Source organism: Pseudoduganella namucuonensis, assembly GCF_900116645.1.
GTDB lineage: Bacteria > Pseudomonadota > Gammaproteobacteria > Burkholderiales > Burkholderiaceae_D > Rugamonas > Rugamonas namucuonensis.
The window spans coordinates 192,997-211,969 of sequence record NZ_FPBO01000010.1 but is presented as its reverse complement, the minus strand read 5'-3'; the positions used below and the strand labels follow the sequence as shown (position 1 = coordinate 211,969).

General features: G+C 63.7%; 12 protein-coding genes. 1 reads left to right on the top strand and 11 read right to left on the bottom strand.

The features are described 5' to 3' along the window. Nucleotides 1-27 precede the first annotated feature (27 nt). Nucleotides 28-2,583, bottom strand: coding sequence for a glycoside hydrolase family 31 protein (locus BM436_RS13435; RefSeq protein ID WP_093556023.1), 2,556 nt, complete (start codon nt 2,581-2,583; stop codon nt 28-30). An 86-nt stretch (nt 2,584-2,669) separates the two neighbouring features. On the opposite strand from BM436_RS13435, the gene BM436_RS37530 reads away from it, so the two are divergent. Next, nucleotides 2,670-2,942 (top strand): hypothetical protein, encoded by a 273-nt coding sequence (locus tag BM436_RS37530; protein WP_093556022.1) that lies wholly within the window; start codon nt 2,670-2,672, stop codon nt 2,940-2,942. Nucleotides 2,943-2,984: 42 nt separating this feature from the next. Here the strand turns inward: BM436_RS37530 and BM436_RS13425 are convergent, their stop codons facing one another. The 10 genes from BM436_RS13425 to BM436_RS13385 all read right to left on the bottom strand — a co-directional run bounded on the left by BM436_RS13425 (nt 2,985) and on the right by BM436_RS13385 (nt 18,901). Then, a complete protein-coding gene (locus tag BM436_RS13425; protein WP_093556021.1) occupies nt 2,985-5,159 on the bottom strand; it encodes a galactocerebrosidase in 2,175 nt (724 codons plus the stop codon). Between the two features lie 24 nt (nt 5,160-5,183). After that, nucleotides 5,184-5,471 carry a hypothetical protein gene (locus BM436_RS13420; protein WP_093556020.1) on the bottom strand — a complete coding sequence of 96 codons (288 nt, stop codon included), beginning with the start codon at nt 5,469-5,471 and terminating at the stop codon, nt 5,184-5,186. A 331-nt stretch (nt 5,472-5,802) separates the two neighbouring features. Further along, nucleotides 5,803-6,405: a hypothetical protein gene (locus BM436_RS13415; RefSeq protein ID WP_093556019.1), complete on the bottom strand. Its 603-nt coding sequence runs from the start codon at nt 6,403-6,405 to the stop codon at nt 5,803-5,805. A gap of 99 nt (nt 6,406-6,504) precedes the next feature. Beyond that, complete coding sequence (locus BM436_RS13410) at nt 6,505-8,859, bottom strand: sialidase family protein (protein WP_093556018.1); 2,355 nt, start codon at nt 8,857-8,859, stop codon at nt 6,505-6,507. A 423-nt stretch (nt 8,860-9,282) separates the two neighbouring features. Continuing rightward, nucleotides 9,283-11,850 carry a dockerin gene (locus BM436_RS13405; protein ID WP_229490234.1) on the bottom strand — a complete coding sequence of 856 codons (2,568 nt, stop codon included), beginning with the start codon at nt 11,848-11,850 and terminating at the stop codon, nt 9,283-9,285. Continuing rightward, nucleotides 11,847-12,020 (bottom strand): hypothetical protein, encoded by a 174-nt coding sequence (locus BM436_RS37055; protein ID WP_177307170.1) that lies wholly within the window; start codon nt 12,018-12,020, stop codon nt 11,847-11,849. Before BM436_RS37055 ends, BM436_RS13405 begins: the two co-directional genes overlap by 4 nt. A 13-nt stretch (nt 12,021-12,033) precedes the next feature. Further along, nucleotides 12,034-13,941, bottom strand: a complete 1,908-nt coding sequence (locus BM436_RS13400) for a sialate O-acetylesterase (protein WP_093556017.1) — start codon at nt 13,939-13,941, stop codon at nt 12,034-12,036. Nucleotides 13,942-13,982: 41 nt separating this feature from the next. Then, complete coding sequence (locus BM436_RS13395; RefSeq protein ID WP_177307168.1) at nt 13,983-15,641, bottom strand: alpha-L-fucosidase; 1,659 nt, start codon at nt 15,639-15,641, stop codon at nt 13,983-13,985. Between the two features lie 70 nt (nt 15,642-15,711). Beyond that, nucleotides 15,712-17,316, bottom strand: coding sequence for an alpha-L-fucosidase (locus BM436_RS13390; RefSeq protein WP_229490232.1), 1,605 nt, complete (start codon nt 17,314-17,316; stop codon nt 15,712-15,714). 79 nt (nt 17,317-17,395) lie between these two features. Beyond that, nucleotides 17,396-18,901, bottom strand: coding sequence for a tryptophan halogenase family protein (locus BM436_RS13385; protein WP_093556015.1), 1,506 nt, complete (start codon nt 18,899-18,901; stop codon nt 17,396-17,398). Nucleotides 18,902-18,973 lie beyond the last annotated feature (72 nt).

Sequence of the window (18,973 nt, the reverse complement as noted above, 5' to 3'; positions counted from 1 at the left end):
ATGTCTGCGAACTTCTAACTCGACACACTAGCGCATCAAGGCATCGACGACGACCGTCCGGCCATCGTAACTGACAACCTTCGCCGCCCTGCCTGCCGGTTCGGCACCGCGGCCATCCGCGCGGCCGACGACGATGACCTGGAACCGGCGTGTTTCCTTCATTCCCGGATAATGGCCCTGGCGCCGGACAATCGTCAGCTTTCGTGCCGCGTCATCCCAGCGCATGCGCGTGAGCGCATACTCGCCACGCTCATACCCCCAGCCGTCGCCGGCATCTTCGTAGTAGGTGTACTCGCCGTCCGCGCCGGGATAGACCCGCAGTTCGATCACCGGGTCCGTGTCTTCCGATGCAAACTGCATCTCCGGTCCCATCGGAATCACGCTGCCGGCGCGAACATGAAGCGGCATGCGCTCGATCGGTGCGTCCACCATGATGGTCTTGCCCCCCGCAAGCCGGTGCCCTGTCCAGAAGTCGATCCATGTCCCCTTCGGCAGATAGACCTCGCGCGATTTTTCCTTCCCTGCCAGCGGCGCCGACTGCACGCCGTAGTACATCGGCTCGAGCACGGGGCTGACCATCATGCCCTCGCCGAACAGCATTTGCGACTTCAGGTCGTGGGTGCGCGGGTCGTCCGGGAAGGCGAACGCCAGCGGGCGGATGAAGGATGCGCCATGCAGATGCACCAGGCCGGCCTGCGAATAGATATGTGACAGGAGCCGGTATCGCAGCTGAATAAACTGCAGGATGGCATCGTAAAACGGCGTGCCAGGCTCACCGAAATGCCAGGGCTCGCGCGGGGTGTCGGTCCCGTGGCTGCGGAACATGGGAAGAAACACACCCAGTTGCAGCCAGCGCGTGTACAGCTCGCGGTAGCCCAGGTCGGCCACGCCGCCTTCATAGTCACCGTCCCAGAACCATTGTTCCTTGCGTTTGACGAAGAAGCCGCCGATGTCGACGGTCACATACGGCGTGCCAGACGCGCTGCCACTCTGCAGGGCTGCCATCTGCTGGACGAGTACCGACCACTTCGCCGAAATATCGCCCGTCCATACCACGGCGCCCAGCGCCTGGCTTCCGGCATAGCCCGATCGCGTCAGGTTCACCAGTCGCTTGTTCGGTACGGCCTTGCGCCAGTTGCGGTAAAGACTTTGCGAATCGACCAGTGCATAGGCATTCATGAACTGCGCACCGACGATGTCGGCCAGGACGCGAATATTCACGTCATCGGCATCCTGGGAACGCTTGGTGCCTCCCCAGTCGGCGATGGCCGGCTCGGTCGAATCGCACCACCAGGCATCGATGCCGTGGCGCCCCAGGTACTGCCAGACATTGTCGAAATACAGATCACCTGCCTTGCGCTGAAAGAAGTCGACGTATTCGGTGCCTGCAAGGGTGTAACCCAGCTCCTTCAAGGCCTGGCCAGGCGGGTCGAGCGGACTCGGATTCGGCCAGATCGAGATCATCACTTTCGCGTTCATGTCGTGGACGGCCTTCGTCATCGCCCCGATATCCGGATAGCGCGCCGCATCCGGCAAGAAGCTGCCCCAGCGGCCATGGACCCAGTAGTTCCAGTCCTGGACCATGACGTCCATCGGAATCTTCCGGTCGCGGAACTGCTTCGCCGTATCGATCAATTCCCGCTGTGTTACATAGCGCTCCTTCGATTGAATGTAACCGAAGGCCCATTTGGGCAGCATGGTGGCGGCGCCCGTCAGTTGACGGTAGCCTGCGATCGCGCCGTCCATGGAAGGGCCAAGTACGAAGTAGTAATCCAGCTCGTCCACGACGTCGCTGCTCACCGATGCCCCATCCTTGCCGTCGGTGAAGGTGAGCAGGCTGTAGGTATCGAACAGCAGGCCGTAGCCCCGGGTGGAAACGAGGAATGGCACGACGATACGCAGGTTGTGCTGGTACAGGCGCTTGCTCTTGCCACGCAGGTTCAGGTCATCGGTTTCATCAAAACCCAGCCCGTAGAGCGCTTCCTGGTCGCCGAGTTTGAAACGCGCGGTCGCCTTCCAGGCATCGCGGTCCTTTTTACGCACATAGGTGCCGACCAGTTGGCGCTCGCCATCGACTGTTTTGACGGTCTTCACCGTGGCGGGGTCAGGCACGGACTTGATGACCTCCACTTGTTCGAACGTCCGCGGGCTTACGCTGGACTCTTCCAGCAGCAGCGCACCATTCGGCCCCCAGAAAGAAATGGAACCGGTGGCTTGGTCGAGCTTCACCGACATTCGGGCCGATTGCAGGGTGAGCGTCTTGGCGGCATGGTGCGCCTTGATTGGGCCCGGTTTGGCGGCGATGTCGACGCGCATCAGGCTCGCTCCCTTTGACCAGCCGGGATTGCGGGTTGCAGTCACGCGCACGATCTGATCTGTCACGAAGTCGATCCGCAGTAGCGTTTGTTCAATCGTGCATTCGATCCCTGCCCCAGTTTTTTTCCATCCTTTTACCGCATTCGAACTGCCCAGTTTGCCGGGTTCCTGGGTACTGTTTTTGTCGGCGGCGATGCCATAGCGGAACAAGGCCAGGGCTGGGACCGAGGCTGCCAGATGGGTGAGGAGATTTCTGCGTTTATTCATGGAGGCACAAGGGAATTATTGTCTTATATATAATATACTGCATTCCTGCGCGAGAAAGGCTTAACGCCGAAGCGGCCTACACCACGATGCGCGACGCGATCGCCAAGGCGGGTCGTCCGATGGTGTTCAGCATATGCGAATGGGGCATGAGCAAGCCATGGGAGTGGGCCGGCCAGGTCGGCCATTCGTGGCGCACCACGCCCGATTTGCCGGCGGTCAATGCCGCCATTGCCGCCGCCGCGGCCGCCGGCACCGTCTATTTTCCGCCGGGGCGCTACCTGTCGGCGTCGATCAGGCTCAAGAGCAACATCACGCTTTACCTCGAAGCGGGCGCGCTGATCGAAGCGGTTGACGAATGAGCGGCATGCATGTCCCGTACAGAATTGTTATTGGGTCGCGAACTATTTCGGGCGGCGATAAATCGGTCCCTGCCCAGGCAGAGCGGCCGCAGGTCCAGGCAGGGGGCCGTTGACCTGATTTACCGTCACGTTGTCGAAATACGGCATGCTGAGCTTTTGCGCGTCCGCCCCCGCCATCAAGCCCGCCATTCCTTTGCCGTACAAACCGTCTGTCGCGGTGAGGACCGGTTTGCCGTCCACGTAGCCCGTGATCGCAGCGCCCTTGAACTGTAGCTTCAAGTGATGCCAGCGCTTCGCACCGACTCCCGGCACCTGCGCGACAGCGAGCACTTTCTCTCCGCCCTCGCTGGCTTCATTCCGCGCCTTGATCAAAGCCTGCTGCTCGGCGTCGCCCACCAGCGCCTTTTTGTCTGCCGGTCCGCGCACCACCACCAACTCGATCTGGCCGCTCTCGCTCAATTGCAGGAAGTAGCCTTTCGGGACGACGCCGAAACCCGTTCCCACATGATTGATGCGCCCCATCACCCCCGCCGTGTCACCGGGGTTCAGGTAGACATCGGCGCTGACCTCGTAGTCCGACCACTGGTCGTCGCCGATGATGGTATAAGGCTTCCATTCCGGCGCCCAGGAATGGGTGGGTACGGGAACGGCCTGCCGCAGGCATTTGCCCTTCCCGCCCGGACAGGACGCCAGTTCGAATGCGTCCGCAATGTCCGCGAAATAGCGCGGCAAATGGCCCCATTCCTTGGGCCGCGCGTACTGCTCGAAAGTCTCACGGTACGGGAACGGGAAAGCCTTCAGCGCGGGGACGTCGGGAAATTCGCCTTTTTGCTGGCCCCGCGTCGTTGTCAGCGAATAGATGGAATTCGGATCCAGCGCGAGCGTAACCACGCCCTGCTGTGGCCGGAGATCGGCAAGGCGGACGAATTGCTCCTTCTCATTGCTGCGCCAGACCGACAGGTCTTGCGTGGACAAGCCACCGCCCACCTCGAGGCGCAGCTGCTGCGGCGCCTTGGCCTCCCTGGTTTCGATGATGACGCTGAAGTCCTTATGGGGCGACATGAGGGTGACGAAGCTGCCGCCGCCGGCCAGTTCGCCGCTTGCCCCGTTCAGGTAGGTCCAGCCGGCCTCCGTGAACTGGCCGTAGTGGGCATAGGCCCACACGTGCGGATTGACGCGGTAGTGGCCACTCCACGGCCAGTTCGCGCGGATCGCAGCTTCCTTCTCGCCGTTATAGGGCTCCGTGGTGTAGAGGCCGGCGATGCCATACCAGTTGACGATCTTGGTAATGCCGTTATGGATGTAGTTTTCGTTGAAGGCGCGAACCACGCCGATCGCCCCCTCATAGCCCGCGATGTACACGTGTCCCTCGGTATTCCACAAGGGTTTGCCCATGCTGGCGGCCGCTTCCCGCACTGCTGGCGGGACCTTGTATTTATCGAGCACGTTGACGTGGGCACTGATGATGTCGATGGCATCGCGCAGTTCCTTATCGCCAGGCATATCCTTGACGAAATCATACTTATTTGGATTGTACCAATTGTCGAAACTGTGGATCTTCACATTGCCGTAGCCATTCGCGTTCAGCCTTGCGCGCAGCGTCTTGACGAAATCGTAGCTGACACCCTTTTCATTGCGGCTGCCGATCGCGTCGAGCTCCAGCCCGTACACCGCGCGCACTCCCTTGAGCCAGCTCACGTAATAATCGGCCGCGTCCGGCGAAAAAAACTCCGGCTCGTTCGCATTGCGTCCCTGTTGCGGGAAACGCTTGCCATTGTCGCCGAGCCACCCTGGACCGCTCCAGGCCGTGGCATCCAGGGTGAGTGCGGGATTTCGATTCTTTGCCTCCCGCATCACCCACCAGGTATAGCCGCGCGTGTAATCGAGGTCGTTCCGGGTATGCATATGGCTGGGCATCGAGCCCTGGGTCGAGTTGCCGTCGCCGGGGATTTCAACCAGCAAAGCGCTCACCGATGCGCCGAACTTGGGCTTGTACATCAAGTCCAGGATCTGGCTACGCTGGGGCTCCGGGTAGTCCTTCAGCAGGACGGACGTGGCCCCGCCACCGTCCACAATGCCGATGCCATCGAAGCGCTTGCCGCCGGCGTCCCCCTTCAGCTCGATGCGTTGAATGCCGGATGATTCGGCCGCGGCCATCCCGGCGGGCAGAACGGTCAATGCCGCGATCAATAGCGGCCAATAGATGTGCTCGCGCATCGTAAGATTCCCTTAGCGTTTTCTTTATAAACCTACGGCGGAGACGCCGGATCGGCCGGTACAAAGCAGCATGGCGCGACTTTGAGCGCGGAGTTTGGCAGGCTGTTCCTGCACAATCAATTCGCAAAATTCACTTATACATAATACTTTTTGATTTATCTGCTCGACACCCTCCGGATCGACAAGGATGGAATTCATCAGGTTCTCTTTGATGACGTAGTTCGAGGCGCCGTCGTCCAGGTCGATGTCCCAGCCGTGGTCGCACTTGAAGCGGTTACGCCGCATCACGATCGGTTCGATCGCGTCCAGCATGGCCGGCGAAGGTTCAGCGGCTGGAATTCGTCCTGTCCGACAGCGATGCCTATCCCCAAGCATCGACCGCCCTGCCCTTCACAGACCGCAACGGCAAACCGACATTGCGCGACTGGTCCAGATTCGGCAAGATCAGTTTCAAGGCACGCATTCCGGGAAGTATGCAAAAAGGAGGCGCGGGAGCCGCCGCCATAAAGCCCCCTATTTCGCTGGCGGCGTTGAGCAAGGCTGTCGCGCGGGGGAACGTTCTGTTCGGGTTCACAGACGTTCGCCGTTCGCGCAGGACACCGTCGAGTGCTAACATCGGACGGCAATCCGCGCCCGGCCCAAGTTACTGACGGCGACGACGCACCACCGCGCAGGCGATCAAGCCGCTCAACAGCAGCGGCAGGGTGCCCGGCAGCGGAACGGCGGCGCTTGCAGTTTCCACATTGACGTTGTCGATTTCATTGTAGGCGCCGGAGCTCAGACGCAGCTCGCTGATGCCGTTCAGCCTCGTGGTCCAGCTGTCCCAGCCCTGCAGCTCTCCGACCTGGCTGCCATCGGCCGACAGGACGCTCCAGTCCGTGTAGTAATCGAAGCTGATCAGATTGAACAGGCCGCCGCCCACGCGGGTCAGCGTCACGAAGGAATCCACGCCATTTTCGATACCGTCATGCCAGTTGAAGGTCTGCGGTTCATAGGTGCCGTCGCCGATGTGGGCCGCGCCGTCCGGCGCGTTGGGTGTGGTCAGGGTCAGCACAAAGCCCGACTCCTGGTAACTCAGGCTCTGGCCGCTGGCGCTCATGCTGCCGAGCAGCGCTTCGCCGTTTCCATAGGATCCGAACCTGGTCAGGCTGTCGAAGGTCAGGACGGCGGCGCCGGCATTACCAGCGACCGCGGCCCAACCGAGGGCCAGTGCGGCGAGGATGTTTTTGAATTTCATGGACTTCATTGTGTTCTCCAAATTGGGAGGATTCATACAGGTGTGCTTGGGTCGGCAGGCCCGCCCGTGCGCTCCCAAAGGGCTGGCGCACAGAGCGGGCATGGCGCGTCAGTAGCTGAACACGACGCCGCGGCCGGAGGCGCCGGCGTACAGGCGGCCAGGGACCCTATGATCGGCCGCCAGGGCGCCCATACCGGCGTACTGGTGCTTGTCGTCGTTGAAGCGGGTCCAGTTGGCGCCAGCGTCGTCCGAACGGTACACGCCCCATACGCCGTTGACCACGCCGACCACGTACACCGAGGCCGAATACGTGGCGCCAACTGGCGCCTTGCCCAATGCAATGGAGGTGGCGCCGTACACATCCGGCCACCAGGTCGACTGGCCAAAGATCGGCGCAGTCACGTTCAGCCTGGTCCAGCTAGCGCCAGAATCGACCGAGTGCAGGATGCTCCTTCCGTCAGCGATCCAGATGTCGCCTTCGGCGTTTGGATTGACCGCGATCGATGTGTACTGGGTCTCGGTATTCCATGTTTGGGCCGCGAAGGTGGCGCTCAAGGTGAAGGTGCGGCCGCCGTCCGTGGAAGTGTAGAAACTCGGCTTTGAGCCCCATTGTTCGAACCAGACGCCGCCCGCGTTGTAGGCATACACCTTGTTCGGGTTCTTGCGGTCGGCCGCCAGGCGGTAGGAGCGGTCAGGGCCCAGGCGCTTCAAGGCCGGCAGGTTGGTGTAGGTCCAGGTCTTCCCGTTGTCGGTCGTATAGGCCGGCACCGCGTGGGACGGCGCCCAGACGATATGACCGGGTTTGGTGACCGCAATGTTCGATACCCCGGTCATGTTGCCCGTTGCATCCGGATGGTTGGTCGCGAATCTGGTCCAGGTCACGCCCGAATCGGTCGAGTAGGCGCCGGCGGCCGGATTGTTCGAGACAGGTTTGCCGATCGTTGCAATGTAGGCCGGATCGGACCAGGCCATGTCGGAGAAGTAGGTGTTGCCGCTGAAAAAGTTTCGCGGGGTCATGCGCGTGGGCGCCTTGGTCAGTTCTTCCTGGATGTGGGTACCGGTGTCGCCCATACTGCGCAGCAGGGTGTAGTTGGCGCTCGGAGGCGGCGCCATCAGCGCCATCGTCGCGGTTTCTTCCATGCCTGCCGGGACGAAGGTCCAGGTCGGCTTGGCCGCCGAGGCATTCCAGGTTTCCCACACGCCGCCGCTCACATGCAGGATGTGCTCAGGGTTGTTCGGGTCGATCTCGACGTCGTCGACCCAGCCCGACCAGCCGTCGAAAGTGCCGCTGTGCGGCGCCATCGCGGAGATCTCGCGCCAAGTGGCGCCGGCGTTGTCCGACAGCTGCACCACCGGCTGGCCTTCCCAGTTGCCCCAGGAATTGGTGACGCCCAGCGCGATGCGGGTGGTGGCGCCGGTGCCGGACACCGACAGGCCGCCCATGCCGAAGTTGACGCCCCAGGTCTCGGGGTTATACTTCTTCAGCAGGGTCCAGTTGCTGCCGTCGAATTTGTACAGCCTCGACGCGCCGCCGGCGCCAGGACCGGTTTCCTTCGTAAAGGCCACGTACATCATTCCGTCCTTGTTGCGCACCATGTGGGGGATGGTAAAGCCGGCCACGTCGGCAGGGGTGGCGACGCCACTCCAGGTCGCCCCGCCGTCGGTGGTCTTGTACATGCTGTGGCTCAGCCCTGCCACGGCGGCATAGTCTTTTCCGACGGCCGTGTAGATCGTCTGCGTGGCGTTACCGGTACCCTTGGTATTGGTGTCGAAGATGACCTGGTGGACACCGACCACCCCGCCAAACTGTACGGCGTCGATTTGCGCCTTGTTCATCGTATACGAAGCCAGCGACTGCACCTGGTTCCAGGTCTGTCCATAATCGCCGCTCTTCCACAGGCCGCTTGTGCGCGTGGCGTAGTACAGGATCGAAGGCTTGTTCGGGTCGACCATCAGGCGCTCGCCGATCGCGCGGCCCGGGGCGTTGCTGCCCGCCGGGAAAGGCAGATCGACGCGCTGCCAGTTGTCGCCGCGGTCGGTGGAAATGTACAGGCGCGCGTTGCGGGTAACGTCGACGTACATTCCGGTGCTCATGTAGACACGCTTGTCGTCGTTCGGATCGAGGGCCATGGTCTCGCTGCCGTGGTGGAAGCTGTCGGTAATGCCAAACATGTCCGTGATGGCCACCCAGGCTTTGGTGGGAGCATCCCAACGGTAGGCGCCACCGATGTCGGTGCGGGCGTACATCACGTCCGGGCTGGTCGGATGGTAAATCACGCCGGGGACGTAGCCGCCTCCGCCGAACTTCACGCTTGCCCATCGGGTTGCCTTGACGGGGGCCGCGCCGCCCATCTTGCTGGCGCTGGTTGTCCCCGCTACGCCGGCACTCTCACTGCCGCCACCGCAGCCGGCCACCAGGGCAGCCAGCACGCTGGTGAGGGCGATGATTTGCTTCTTGTTCATATTGAATCTCCAAGAAAAAACAACTGAAATGCGACAGGCCTTCAGGCCTGTCGAACTGAATAAGGTTTGGAAGGGGTTTGCATCCCGGCTCGGCGCCCCCGGCTCGGCGCCCCCGGCTCGGCGCCCCCGGCTCGGCGCCCCCCTCCAAACCGCTACGCGAAACCCCGGCCTGAAGGCCGGGGTTTCAACCGGAGTCAGAAATCGGCGAATGTCACTCAGTTGGTATAGATCAGACCGCGACCGGTACCACTGAAGTAGATGCGCCCATAGGTGTTCCAGTCCCCCGCCATCACGCCGATGCCGCCGTACTGGTGCGTATCATTGTTGAAGCGCGTCCAGGTCGCACCGCCATCGTCGGATTGTGTGCGTGTGCGTGTGCGGCCCAGGCTACGGGCCGCGGCTTGCCGTTGACGGTCCTACCACTTAGTTGGTGTAGAGCACACCCCGGCCGGCACCAGCGAAATAGATGCGTCCGTAGGTGTTCCAGTCGCCCGCCATCGCGCCGATGCCGCCGTACTGGTGCGCGTTGTCATTGAAGCGCGTCCAGCTTGCGCCGCCATCGTCGGATTGGTACACGCCCCACACGCCGTTGATCACGCCCACCACGTAGACTGTGGCCGAGTAGGTGGCGCCGGGCGCCGCCTTGCCCAGCGCGATCGAGCTGGCGCCAAACGTGGCAGGTTCGGTCTGGCCGGGGTTAAAGATCGACGCAAAGTTGCCCACCTTGGTCCAGGTCGCGCCGGAATCGAGCGAGTGGTACACGGCGTTGCCGTCGGCCAGCCAGATGTCGCCCTCGGCGTTGGGGTTGACTTCCATCGAGGTGGTACCGAAGGCATTGGATTCCAGATTCGCCGCCACCGAGCCCTGGCTCAGCGTGAAGTTGTGGCCGCCATCGGTCGAGACGTACACCTTGCCCGGGTTGCCCCACCACTCGCCGCCCTGATCGTAGGCATAGACCTTGTTCGGGTTCTTGCGGTCCGCCTTCAGGCGGTACGCGTGAGGTAGTCCGCCCATATTTGAAGTGGAAGGGGCAGGCAGATTGGTCGCGGTCCAGCTTGCGCCGTTGTTGGTGGTATAGGACGGTACCACATTGGGCGGCGCCCAGACCACCTTGTTGCGTGCGGTGACGATCAGGTTGGACACGTTGCTCCCGTTGGCCGCGGCGCCGGCAGGCAGCGTAGGGAACTGCGTCCAGGTAATGCCGCCGTCGCCGGACGAATAGCCCATGCCGATCTTGGGTTCGGGGCGATTGTCTTGCATCGAGGTGGCGATGTATTGCGGGTCGGACCACGCCATGTCGGCCGAAGTGCTATTGCTTGCAAAGGTTACGGGGCCCTTGGTCGTCCTCGTCGTGAGGTCCGTATAGACCCAGGCGCCGATGTCGCCGGCGCTGTCGATCAGTTTGTACGTCGCGCCGGCCGGCGGGGTGACGAGGCCCAGGGTGGCGGTCTCCTCGATGCCGGGGACCGTGTTGTTCCACCACGGCGTGGCCGACGACGCGTTCCAGGTCTCGACGATGCCTTCGCCGCCGAGGTGCGCGATGTGGTCGCGGTTGAACGGGTCGATCTCGATGTCTTCGTTCCAGCCGCGCGTGTGGGTGGCGGTCGGGGTATGGCCCATGCCGTACTCGATTTCGCGCCAGGTGGCGCCGGCGTCGTCGGACAACTGGACTTGCTGGTTCGTCGTGTTCGCCCAACCGGTCAGGGCGAGCGCGACGCGGGTGGTCGACCCGCTACCGTGGATGGACACGCCGCCGAATCCGGCGCTGTTTGAGCTGTTGAGCTGGGTCCAGGTGCCGTTCCAGGCCACGTACTTGTAGAGATAGCTGGGGCCGGTGACGCCCTGGCCGCGCTTCTCGTTGAATATCACGTAGTAAGTGCCGTCGGTCGAGCGTACCATGTGCGGGATGTAGTAGCCGGTCGCCGGGGTCGGGACCGTGACCGGGGTCCACGAGAAACCGCCATTGACGGACTTGTACAGGCTCGACGTCAGGCCCGCCGCGCTGGCGTAGTCCGGGGCGACGGCGGCATAGATGATCCAGGTGGTCTGGCCGCCACCCACGCTCGAGTTGTCGAAGATGACTGACTGGACGCCCATCGCGCTGTTGCCGCTCATCGTGACGCTCCCCAGGTTGAGCCGGGACCAGGTGAGGCCCGAGTTCGAGCTCTTCCACAGGCCTGCCGTGCGCGAACCGTAGAACATCGTCGACGGATTGGTGGGGTCGAGTTGCAGGCGTTCGCCCGTGCCCCTGCCCTCTTGGTTGCCCCCCACCGTGAAGGGCAGGGTGACCCAGGTCCAGTTGTTGCCGCGATCACTGGAAATATAGATGCGGCCGCCGGCATTATCTTTATTACCGGCAACGAGGTAGAGCTTCTGGTCGTTGGTCGGATCGACGGCGATGCTCTCGACGTCGTGGGATTTCTGATCGGGCCCGCCGAAACCGACGCCGTCGGTGATGGCTAGCCACGACCCTGTGCCGGGTTCCCAGCGGTAGGCGCCGCCAACGTCGGTGCGGGCGTACCTGACGTTCGAGGTCGTCGGATGGTAGACGATGCCGGTGACGAAGCCGCCGCCGCCCCACTTCACGCTGGTATAGCTGGTGGCCGCCGGGCCGCCCATGGCGACGCGGCCGCCCGGCGCGGCGCTGACCGCGGCGGTATCGGTGCCGCCGCTGCAGCCGGCCAGCATGCCGGCCAGAAAACCGGCCAGCAGGGTAGTGACGACGAGCTTGGCGTTGGATGTCGGTTTCAAATTGTGCTCCTCCAGAAATGGATGATAGTTTTGATATGCCGGTATGGACGACAGCGCTGCGACGCTGGCCGGCCGCCGCGCCGGACATGGTCCGGCGCGGTGAAACGGAAGCGGCGCCTTGACCGGCGCAAGGCGCGCTTCCTGTCGCCCGGGGAAATTGCCGGACGCACAATCGATGTGCGGAATGCCGCGGCCAGTGCCGCTTGCCGCGCCGCCGAGCGGCGACGGCGCAGCCTTCATTGCACCTGGAGCTTGACCACCTTCCTTTTCTGGTCTCTCACCATGATCAGATCGACATAAGCTTGAAAGCGCCGCGCTTGCAGCGCCGCGACAAGGGCCGCCGCCGTCGGGTACATCTGTTGATGCCAGTAGCGGTCGCGTCCCAGGGGAAAGCTCAACTTGATGCGCATGTCATTTTCCCTACTACAGCGCCATCTCGAACGGCGCGGCAGGCAAGTCGTCGGCGCTGTACAGATTCACATAGGGCGCATCGGCCCAGGCATAGCGCACATGCGTGGTGCCTGGCTGGTTGGCGCCTTTCAGCGTCACCGTGTCCCCTTGCGGCACGGCCAGCACGAACTGGCACACGGCGCCGGCACAGGCTTCGAACCCGATCGCGTGGCCGGAGCTATAGGTGCGCAAGCCCCCGCCGGTGTTCTTGAAGGTGAGCACCAGGTCCTCCCCTGCGCGCTTCACGGCGGCCGCTTCCGGGCCGCCCGGCGCGATCGCTTCGCCATAGGCCAGCGCGCGCGCCGCGCGGGCCAGGCGCTCGCCGATCACGGCTTTCTGCGGGGGATGAATGTCGCTGCGGTCACCGATATCAATGGTGACCGCCAAACCGGCATACGGGTCCTTGCGCACGGTCCTGGCCTGGGCCTCCCGCAACTGCGCCCAGTCCGATCGTCCGGGCTTGGCCGCGACCGCGCCAAACGCGGTGAGCTGGACCACCAGGAAGGGCAAGCGCGGCTGGGCGAAGGTCTTGCGCCAGTCGGCGATCAGGAGCGGCAGCAAGGTCTCGTACTCCTGCGCGGCCCCCGTGTTGGCCTCGCCCTGGTACCACGCCGCCAGTTTGAACTTGTAGCCGGCCAGCGGCGCGATCATCGCGTTGTAGTGGGTCGACAGACTGTTCGGTACTTCCCACGGCGCCGCTGGAATCGAGAGACCTGACGCGCGCATGCCCAACTGGTATTTCCAGGGCGCGGACAGGGCAATGAACTGCCCGTCCGATGTCCGGATGCCGCGCTGTTCCGCCTTCCCGGTCAAGCCGCCGCGCTTGCCAGCGAGCACGCGGATGGCGATCACATTGCGTCCCGGCTGGAACACGCCCGCGGGAACGGCGTAGTCGCGCCACATCCAGTGGACACTGCCGCCGCCCACGCGCACACCGTTGACCCAGGTGCTGTCATGGTTATCGACGGGGCCGAGCTGGACGCCATTCGCCGCCCTTGCCTGCGCTTCGGTCAGGGTCACGCTGGTGCGGAACCAGGCGGCGCCCTCGAAGTCCGCCAGGGACTCGGAGGTCAGGCTTGGCCACGCCGCGTCGTCGAACTGCGGCGTGCGCCACGCGTGCTGCGCCTTCGCCTGCGGGTCATGCGCCTCCCACCACTGATCGTGGCGGCGCGCTTCGTCGGCCATCGCCTTGGGCGGATTCGCAGCCATGTCCGCCAGCGCCGCAACGCGGCTGGCGTAGTCGGGCAGGGTTTGCAGCGAGGAGGGGCTGATCCAGCCCTGGATGGTGGTGCCACCCCAGGTCGACTTGATGAAACCAACCGCCACCTTCTGGCTCTGCTGCAGCCGGCGCGCCATGTGGTAGCACGCCGCCGAGGCCTCGCCGACCGACTTCGGCGTCACCACCGTCCATGCCACCGGCTGCTTCAGGTCCTGCTGGACCGCGGCTTCCGTGGTGGCTTGAACGTTGATGAAGCGCAGGTCGGGATTGCCGGGAAATTGATCCAAGGCGCCTGTCGACAGGCGCACCGGAAACTCCATGTTCGACTGGCCGCCGCACAGGTAGACATCGCCGATCATGATGTCCTTGAGCGTGGTGGCGCCGTCGGCGCCGCTGACGGACAGGGTGTGTGGCCCGCCCGCCGCCATCGCCGGCAGGCTCACCCGCCAGCGCCCGTCCGCGCCAGCGCTGGCGCCGGCCGTGGCGCCGGCCAGGCTCACCTTGACCGGCAGCCCGGGTGTTGCCCGGCCCCACACGGTCAGGGGTTCGCCGCGCTGCAGCACCGCGTGGTCGCTGAAAATGCCGGCGAAGGCGGGTGGCGCAGCCTGCGCCAGCGGGCAGGACAGCAGCACGGCGATGAAGCCGGCAAGTTGTTTCTTCATAAACTGACTCCGGTTGAAAGCCGGCCCCAAGGCCGGCCTTCTCATGAGATTTTCAAGGCGCTGGCGTAGGCCAGAGCGGGCATATTGGCGGGCAGGGTCACTTGCAAACCCTCGGCGGTCTGCTCGAACGCCAGCGCGCGCTTACTGCCGAGCAGCTCGACCCGCTGGATGCGGCCGGCCAGGTGCGGGCTGGCGCTGCCCATGGCCTCGATCAACACCTTGCCCGTTGCCGGCCAGCCCATGACGAAGGCGAACACGGTCTTGCCCTTGGCGGTGAAGCGCACGTCGGCCGCCGAGAACGGCTTGCCCTTGCCCTCGTTGAAACCGGCGCCCGACATCGGCGTGGCCGCCTCCTTCGCCACCGGCCCTTCGCCGTACATGGCCCACGGGCGGGTGTCATAAATGGCCTCGCTGTTGACCGCCATCCAGCGCCCGATTTCCTCGACGATGGCGCGTTCCTGCTCGTCGATGCTGCCGTTGCCGCGCACCGGCACGCTCAGCAGAAGGTTGCCGTTCTTGCTGACCACGTCGATCAGCGTATGCACCACCGTCTGCGCGCTCTTGTAGGTCTTGCGCTCGTACAGCGACCGGTCGTAGTGCCAGTTGCCGATGCAGGTGCAGGTTTGCCATGGCAAGGGCTCGATCTGGTGGCTCTGGCCGCGCTCGATGTCCCACACCATGCTGCGGCGCTGCTGTTCATTGAGGATCTTGCCGTTGACGACAGCCTCGTTCTTGCCCTTCTTGGCGATGCTGCGGTTGTACATGTGCGCCGTCAGGCGCAGGCCAATGTCGCTGAAGGGGTAGAACGGCAGCACGGTATCGTCGAAGTACACCATGTCCGGATCGTAGTTGTCGATCAGGTCGCGCGTGCGGTCGAAGAAGTTCTCGCACCAGGCCTTGGTGGGAATGGCCGCGCCGCCACCCCAGTGCCACTGATCGTGCCACACGCCGCCATCGCCGCCGCTCTTGCTCAAGGGATGGTTCTGGGCATACAGCGCCTGTGGGTCGCGTCCTTCCCACCAGGTACCCTTGCCATCGGCAAGGGTCAGCTTGCCGTCGTAGGGAACACCGGCGAGCGGACCTTTCTTGTCGGCGCCCTGCGCCGTCTCGTACCAGGTCCAGGCGTGCGCCGCGTGCACGCTGACGCCGAAGCGCATGCCATTGGCGCGCGCCGCGCGGCGCCAGCCGCCGATCAGGTCCTTTTTCGGGCCGATCTTCGTGGAATTCCAGTCCGGATGGTGGCGGCTGTTGTAGAGGTCGAGGTTGTCATGATGGTTGGCCAGCGCCATGAAATACTTGGCCCCGGCCTTCTTGTACAGTGCCAGCAGGGCGTCCGGATCCCAGCGCTCCGCCTTCCACTGCTGGATCACATCCTTGAAGCCGAACTTGGACGGGTGTCCGTACTTCTCCACATGGTAGCGGTAGTGATCGCTGCCTTCCTCGTACAGGCCACGCGCATACCAGTCGCCATGTTCCGCTTCGCACTGCGGTCCCCAGTGGGCCCAGATGCCGAACTTGGCGTTGCGGAACCAGTCCGGCGTCTGGTAGGTCGACAGCGACTCCCAGGTCGGCGCGAACGGCCCGGCCGCGATCGGCCCCGTGCCCACATGGGTCAGCGGGCTGGCGGCGCGCGCATAAGGCGCCAGGGCGACGGCTGGAATCGCCGCGCCCAGATGCTTCAATAATTGACGTCGTTTCAAAATCACTCCTGTGTGTGTGTCGTCACTTCAAAATCAGGCCTCAAACCGCTGGCGGCGGCACGCGCCGGCCTCAAGAAATTTTCAAGGCGCTGGCGTAGGCCAGAGCGGGCATATTGGCGGGCAGGGTCACCTGCAAGCCCTCGGCGGTCTGCTCGAACGCCAGCGCGCGCTTGCCACCGAGCAGCTCCACCCGCTGGATGGGGCCGGCCAGGTGCGGGCTGGCGCTGCCCATGGCCTCGATCGACACCTTGCCCGATGCCGGCCAGCCCATGACGAAGGCGAACACGGTCTTGCCCTTGGCGGTGAAGCGCACATCGGCCGCGGAGAACGGCTTGCCCTTGCCTTCGGTGAAGCTTGCGCCCGTCTTCGGCGTGGCCGCCTCCAGCGCCACCGGCCCTTCGCCGTACACGGCCCAGGGGCGGGTGTCGTAGATGGCTTCACCATTGACCGCCATCCAGCGCCCGATTTCCTCGACGATGGCGCGCTCCTGCTCGTCGATGGTGCCGTTGCCGCGCACCGGCACGCTCAGCAGCAGGTTGCCGTTCTTGCTGACCACGTCGATCAGCGTCTGCACCACCGTCTGCGCGCTCTTGTAGCCCTTGCGGTCGTACAGCGGCCGGTCGTAGTGCCAGCTGCCGATGCAGGTGCAGGTCTGCCATGGCAAGGGCTCGATCTGGTGGCTCTGGCCGCGCTCGATGTCCCACACCATGCTGCGGCGCTGCTGTTCATTGAGGATCTTGCCGTTGACGACAGCCTCGTTCCTGCCCTTCCTTGCGATGCTGCGGTTGTACATGTGCGCCGTCAAGCGCAGCCCGGCGTCGCTGAACTGCCACAAGGGCAGCACGGCATCGTCGTAATACACCATGTCCGGATCATAGTTGTCGATCAGGTCGCGCGTGCGGTTGAAGAATTTATCGCAATAATCCTTGTCCGGAATGGCGGCGCCCCGCGCATGGTTTTGCGCGTACAGCGCCTGCGGATCCTTCCCTTCCCACCACGTGCCCTTGCCGTCGGCGCGGGTCAATTTGCCATCGTAGGGAATGCCGGCGTAAGGGCCGCTCTTGTCGGCGCCCTGCGCATCCTCGAACCAGGTCCAGGTACGCGCCGCATGCACGCTCACGCCGAAACGCATGCCGTTGGCGCGCGCCGCTTTGCTCCAGCCGGCGATCAAGTCCTTGCCCGGACCGACCTTGGTGGAATTCCATTCCGGCTGGTAGCGGCTGTTGTACAGGTCGAGATTGTCATGATGGTTGGCCAGCGCCATGAAGTATTTGGCCCCCGCCTTCTTGTACAGGGCCACCAACTCGTCCGGATCCCAGCGCTCCGCCTTCCACTGGTGGATCACATCCTTGAAGCCGAACTTGGACGGGTGGCCGTACTTCTCCACATGGTAGCGGTAGTGACCACTGCCTTCCTCGTACATGCCGCGCGCATACCAGTCGCCATGTTCCGGTTCGCACTGGGGGCCCCAATGCGCCCAGATGCCGAACTTGGCGTTGCGGAACCAGTCCGGCGTCTGGTATTTCTCCAACGAATCCCAGGTCGGCGCGAACGGGCCGGCCGCGATCGGTCCCATGCCAGTTTGCGTCAGCGCCTCGGCGGCGCGCGCATAAGGCGATAGGGCGGCGGCTGGAATCGCCGCGCCCAAATGCTTCAGTAATTGTCGTCGTTTCAAGATCACTCCTGCGTGTGTGTGTCGTCGCTTAAAAGTCACTCGTCAAACCGCTGGCCGCGCTTCGCATTGAATGGAAGCGTCATGGCGCCCTGCAGTGCCGGGAAATGTAGTGCGCGTGCTCTGGCATCGCCTTGACCGTTTGCGTAATGATCTCGCGCCGGCTGGCGAAATGCCTCACCAGCTGGTCGAACCGCAAGGTGTCGATGATCGGATCGTCCACCTTCGGCACCACGCCCAGGCCCATCAGCAGCGACACGTGCGAGTCCACGGAAAAGCCGTGCGGATCGTAGACGACGATGCGCCCGGTTTCGCGGAACAGCTCGATCTGGTGCCTCAGGGTGTCGGGAATCGGCATGTCGGCGCAGTAGCGCCAGAATGCCGAATCGGACCGTTGGGTGACCTTGTAATGCAAGACGATGAAGTCGCGCACGTACTCGAAGCGTTCCGCGACCAGGCGGTTGAATTCATCAGCCAGCTCGGGACGGCAATCGCGATGGGGGAAATACTGGAGCAGCCAGCCGACCGCCTGTTCGATGATGTTGATGCTGGTCGATTCGAGCGGCTCCAGAAAGCCGCTCGACAAACCGATGGCGACGCAGTTCTTGATCCAGGACTTGCGGCGCCGGCCGGTGGTAAAGCGCAGCTGGCGCGGCTCGCCCTGCGCTTCGCCGTCGAGGCCTTCGAGCAGCACGCGGCCCGCTTCCTCGTCGGTGGTGAAGCCATCGCAGTACACATGGCCGTTGCCGGTGCGGTGCTGCAGCGGGATGCGCCAGGTCCAGCCGGAGCTCTTGGCGGTCGATGTCGTGTAGGGCGTGAGCTGCGCGGCCTTGGCGCATGGCACGGCCTGCGCGCTGTTACAAGGCAGCATGGCGCTCCAGTCTTGGTAGCCGGCCTTGAACACGCCCTCGATCAGCAGGCCCCGAAAGCCCGAACAATCGACAAACAGGTCGCCTTCGACGCGGCGCCCGTCGCGCAGCTTGAGGGCGGTGATGAAGCCGGTCTCGGGGTGTTGTTCGACGCCGTCGATCATGCCTTCGATCCGCGCCACGCCGCGCAACATGGCATAGTCGCGCAAATAGGCGGCATACAGGCCGGCGTCGAAATGGTAGGCGTAGCTATAGCTGTCGGTGATCGATGGCAGCGCGTCGTGTGGCGGCGCGAAGCAGTTGCTCTGCGCCATCGCCGTCACCATCGACCATTGCTCGTACGACGGCATATCCTTGAAGGAGCGCGACAGGTGCAACCAGTACATATAGGCCGGCCGATTCTCGATCGGGGGGCCGAAACCGCCGAAACCGTGGAAGAAGCGGTTGCCGACCTGCCCCCAGTCCCGGAACTCGATGCCGAGCTTGAAGGTCGCCTGCGTCTTGCTGAGGAAATCGGCCTCGTCCAGGCCGAGGGCGAGGTTAGTGTAGCGGATGGATGGCAGCGTCGCTTCGCCCACCCCGACGGTGCCGATCTCGGGCGACTCGACCAGCACGATCTCGCAGCTGGCGCCCAGCCTAAGCACCAGCGGCGCGGCCGTCATCCAGCCGGCGGTACCGCCGCCGACGATGACGACTTTCCGAATTCTCGTATCGGACATGGGTGTCCCTTTTCTCATGGTGCGCGCACAAGCTTCACACGCAAAGAACCAGTCCGAACCGGACTGGCCTTG

Coding starts and splice junctions, on each gene's coding strand:
- BM436_RS13435 (WP_093556023.1), bottom strand. CDS start 2,583: ATGAATAAACGCAGAAATCTCCTCACCCATCTGGCAGCCTCGGTCCCA.
- BM436_RS37530 (WP_093556022.1), top strand. CDS start 2,670: ATGCGCGACGCGATCGCCAAGGCGGGTCGTCCGATGGTGTTCAGCATA.
- BM436_RS13425 (WP_093556021.1), bottom strand. CDS start 5,159: ATGCGCGAGCACATCTATTGGCCGCTATTGATCGCGGCATTGACCGTT.
- BM436_RS13420 (WP_093556020.1), bottom strand. CDS start 5,471: ATGCTGGACGCGATCGAACCGATCGTGATGCGGCGTAACCGCTTCAAG.
- BM436_RS13415 (WP_093556019.1), bottom strand. CDS start 6,405: ATGAAGTCCATGAAATTCAAAAACATCCTCGCCGCACTGGCCCTCGGT.
- BM436_RS13410 (WP_093556018.1), bottom strand. CDS start 8,859: ATGAACAAGAAGCAAATCATCGCCCTCACCAGCGTGCTGGCTGCCCTG.
- BM436_RS13405 (WP_229490234.1), bottom strand. CDS start 11,850: ATGAAGGCTGCGCCGTCGCCGCTCGGCGGCGCGGCAAGCGGCACTGGC.
- BM436_RS37055 (WP_177307170.1), bottom strand. CDS start 12,020: ATGCGCATCAAGTTGAGCTTTCCCCTGGGACGCGACCGCTACTGGCAT.
- BM436_RS13400 (WP_093556017.1), bottom strand. CDS start 13,941: ATGAAGAAACAACTTGCCGGCTTCATCGCCGTGCTGCTGTCCTGCCCG.
- BM436_RS13385 (WP_093556015.1), bottom strand. CDS start 18,901: ATGTCCGATACGAGAATTCGGAAAGTCGTCATCGTCGGCGGCGGTACC.